The 3,728-nt window shown below is 75.8% G+C and carries 3 protein-coding genes; 1 reads left to right on the top strand and 2 read right to left on the bottom strand.

Annotated elements, in window-relative coordinates:
* The first annotated feature begins 157 nt into the window (after window positions 1-157).
* The gene (locus AB0F10_RS44660) at window positions 158-1,213 is read left to right on the top strand and encodes a pectinesterase family protein (protein WP_360640544.1); all 1,056 of its coding nucleotides are present in this window, start codon (window positions 158-160) and stop codon (window positions 1,211-1,213) included.
* Between the two features lie 67 nt (window positions 1,214-1,280).
* On the opposite strand, the gene AB0F10_RS44655 is transcribed toward AB0F10_RS44660, so the two are convergent.
* Both AB0F10_RS44655 and AB0F10_RS44650 read right to left on the bottom strand, forming a co-directional pair.
* Complete coding sequence (locus AB0F10_RS44655) at window positions 1,281-2,015, bottom strand: class I SAM-dependent methyltransferase (protein WP_360640541.1); 735 nt, start codon at window positions 2,013-2,015, stop codon at window positions 1,281-1,283.
* Window positions 2,016-2,178: 163 nt separating this feature from the next.
* Window positions 2,179-3,728 (bottom strand): glycoside hydrolase family 3 C-terminal domain-containing protein (locus AB0F10_RS44650; protein WP_360640538.1); only part of this gene is annotated, 1,550 nt, incomplete at its 5' end.

Raw genomic sequence — 3,728 nt, 5'->3', positions numbered from 1 at the left:
CGGCCGCGGGGCCCCCGGGGGTGACCCCCCCTGACGGGCGGTCCCCCGGCGGCCGGGCCCTGGGGCCCGGCCGCCGGCAGGCCCGCGCGAGGCGTCCATTGACGAATGTCACTGCCAGTCATATGGTCCGAGGTAAGCGCTTACCTCGGGAGGTCCCATGCACCGCCGCACGCTGTTCCGGCTCGCCGCGACCTCCGGCGCCGCGGTCGCCGCCGGGCTCGCCGCCACACCCGCCGCCCGGGCGCACCCCCGGCCGAGGCTCACCGTCGCCGCCGACGGCAGCGGTGACGTCGCGACCATCCAGGCGGCGGTCGACGCGGTGCCGTCCGGCAACGACGCGCGCTTCACCATCGAGATCGCGCCGGGCGTCTACACCGGCCAGGTCATCGTGCCCGCCGACAAGCCGCACCTCCTGCTGCGCGGTCGCGGCCGGCACGCCGGGCAGGTCGTCATCGCCGACGACCGCGCCAACGGCACGCCCCGCCCGGACGGCGGCACCTGGGGCACCTCCGGCAGCGCCTCGGTCACCGTGGACGGCGCGGACTTCGCCGCCACCAACCTGACGTTCGCCAACACCTTCGACGAGGCCGCGCACCCGGAGATCACCGGCCGGCAGGCCGTGGCCGTGCTGAGCCGCGCCGACCGGCTCACCTTCGACGACGTCCGGTTCCTCGGCAACCAGGACACGCTCTACCTCAACAGCCCGGCCGCCGACGTGCCGTCGCGGATCTACCTGCGCCGCTGTTACGTCGAGGGCGACGTCGACTTCATCTTCGGCCGCGGCACGGCCGTCTTCGACCGGTGCCGGATCCACTCGCTCAGCCGCGGCTCGGCGACCAACAACGGCTACGTCACCGCGCCGAGCACCAGCGTGGCCAACCCGTACGGGCTGCTCTTCTCGCGCTGCTCGTTCACCTCCGACGCGCCGCCCGCCAGCGTCTACCTCGGCCGGCCCTGGCACCCGAGCCAGGATCCGGCCGCCATCGGCCAGACGGTGATCCGCGACTCCTTCCTCGCCGCCCACCTCGGCCCGGCGCCCTGGAGCGACTTCGGCACCTGGTCGTGGCGAGACGCCCGGTTCGCGGAATACCACAACCGGGGCCCCGGCGCGCTTGTGACGCCGGACCGCCCGCAACTGACCGACGCGGAGGCCGTCGCCTATCTGCCGTCGGCGTATCTGGCCGGATCCGACGGCTGGTCGCCACAGTGCTGACGAGACACGCCCGCCGGTAGTCGCGCGGCCCGCGGCCCTCGCGGCGTGGGTCGCGGCCGCCGGCCGGTCAGCGCAGCACGAGCAGATCGAGGACGTCGACCACCGGACCGGTCGCGGTCGCCGCTGCGGCGCGGAGCCGTTCGGCGCCCCTCGCGTACGCGTCGTCGCCGATCAACTGCAGCAGCGTGTGCGCCTCGCGGCGCAGGCCGGCGGCGGCCTCCCGCAGCGACGGCGCCGAGACCTGCGCGACCCGCTCGAGCCCGGCGGTGGCGAAGCCCGAGGCGGCGAACGCGGCCTCGACGGCGGCAACGCCCGGGTAGTGGTCGTTCAGCGCGGTGATCGTCTCCGGCCAGTAGCGGCACAGGGTGAGGCCCCCGTGCCGGCCCGGGAACGCGGACCGGATCAGGACCGGGGCGCCGGGCCGTGCCACCCGGCGGATCTCGCGGGCGGCCGCGGGCAGGTCGGCGACGTGATGGATGACGGTGGAGAGCCAGACCGCGTCGACGCTCGCGTCGCCGGCCGGGATGCCGGCGGCATCGCCGGCCAGCACCGGCCGGAGCACGGCGCGCTCGCGCATCGCGGCGGACGGCTCGACGGCGAGCACCTCGGCGCCCGGCCACCACGCGCGGAAGGCCCGTGACCAGGTGGCGGTGCCGCAGCCGAGGTCGAGCAGGCGCGTGCCGGGCCGCGGATCAATGTAGCGGGTGATCGCCGCGCGCCACGCGCCGAGCGCGTCGTCGCCGAGGTGCCGGGTCGCCTCGAACGCGGCGGCGTCGGCCCGGCCGTACGCGATGAGTGCCATGCACCGAGCCAACCGGCGGCGCCGCCGCGCCGCAAGTGCCGAGTGGACAGCCTCACATCAGGCCCCGAAACGTCGGGCCCCCGAAACGTCAGCCCTCGAAACGTCAGCCCCAGAAACGTCAGCCCCCGAAACGTCAGCCCCCGAAACGTCGGGCATCGAGACGTCAGGCCCCGAAGCCGACGGCGCTGACCCGGGCCCCGGCGCTGTCGAAGACCAGATACAGGTCGTGGCGCCCGGACGCGCCCGACAGCGGCGCCGCCACCTCGACCCAGTCGTGGCGTCCGGCGACCACGGGCACGTCGAGCACCGCGGCGACCGGGCCGGAGAGCGGCTCGTCCAGGCGCACCTCGATCCGGGCGCCCGCGGCGAGCGCCGCGGCCGAGGCGGTGATCCGGTGCTCGCCCGCGCCGAAGTCGACACCGGAGAAGGCGAGCCAGGCGCCGTCGCGGACCGCCACCACGGCGTCGCCGCGCACCGGCCCCTCGTCGGTCAGCGCCGTGCCGTACTCGGCGTCCCGGCTCGCCGCCCGCAGGTCGCGCGCCGGGCGGTCCGGCACGCTCTCACCCCGTACGGTGAGGGTTCCGGTCGCGGTGATGTCGGTGCAGGAGCGGCCCACCATGACGGTGTGCCGGGCCGACTCGACGAGCGGCCGGTCCTGGACCACGTCGAAGAACGCGAGTTCGGCGGCGTCGAACCGCAGCGTGACGGTCGCCTGCGCGCCGGGTGCGAGCCGGACCCGCCGGAAGCCCCGCAGCCGGCGCAGCGGCTGCTTGACCCGCGACCGGCGCTGCCGGGTGTAGAACTGCACCACCTCGGTGCCCGGCCGGTCGCCGACGTTGACGACGTCCACGCTGATCTCCACCTGCTCGCCGGCCCGCACCGTCGCGGCGCCCAGCCGCAGGTTGCGGTGTTCGAAGCGGGTGTAGCCGAGGCCGTGCCCGAACGGGTACAGCGGGCTGCCGCGGAAGTAGAGGTAGGTCGCGTCGCTGCCGATGATGTCGTAGTCGAGCAGGTCCGGCAGTTCGTCGGCGCCGCGGTACCAGGTCTGCGGCAGGCGCCCGGTGGGCTCCACCGGCTCGCCCTCGCCGTCGCGGCCGAGCAGCACGTCCGCGACGGCGGCGCCGGACTCCTGGCCGCCGTGCGCCGACCACAGCACGGCCGGCAGGTGCTCCTGCGCCCATCCGATCGCGTACGGGTAACTGCTGGTCAGGATCAGGACGGTACGCGGGTTGGCCGCCCGGACGGCGCGCAGCAGCGCGTCCTGCCCGGCCGGCAGGGCCAGGTCGTCGCGGTCCTGCGTCTCGCGCCCCGCCACCATCGGGTGGTTGCCGAGGACGACCAGCGCCACGTCGGCGTCCGCGGCCGCCGCGGCGGCCGCCTCGAGCCCGTCCTCGACGAGTTCCACCTCGAACGCGGCGGCGGTCTCGACACTCGGCGCCTGCGCGCGCAGCACCCCGTCCGCCCCGATCGCTACGTAGGCGTCGCTGGCCAGGTGCCGCAGCATGACCGCGCCGCCGCGCCGGACCGGCTCGAAGGTCTCGCGCACCACCCACTCGCCGGGCTCGGCCCGGTCGTTGACCAGCACGCCGTCCTCGTTCGCGCGGACGTAGCGCCGGTTGCCGGCGGCGCGCAGCGTGACGGTGCCGCCGCCCCAGTCGAGCAGGTCGAAGAGGTCGTCCCCGGCGCCGGCGGTGCGCAGGGCGGCGCCGTCGG

The sequence above is a fragment of the Actinoplanes sp. NPDC026623 genome (assembly GCF_040638275.1).
Taxonomy (GTDB): Bacteria; Actinomycetota; Actinomycetes; order Mycobacteriales; family Micromonosporaceae; genus Actinoplanes.
This window is presented reverse-complemented; position numbering and strand designations above follow the sequence as displayed.

Coding starts and splice junctions, on each gene's coding strand:
- AB0F10_RS44660 (WP_360640544.1), top strand. CDS start 158: ATGCACCGCCGCACGCTGTTCCGGCTCGCCGCGACCTCCGGCGCCGCG.
- AB0F10_RS44655 (WP_360640541.1), bottom strand. CDS start 2,015: ATGGCACTCATCGCGTACGGCCGGGCCGACGCCGCCGCGTTCGAGGCG.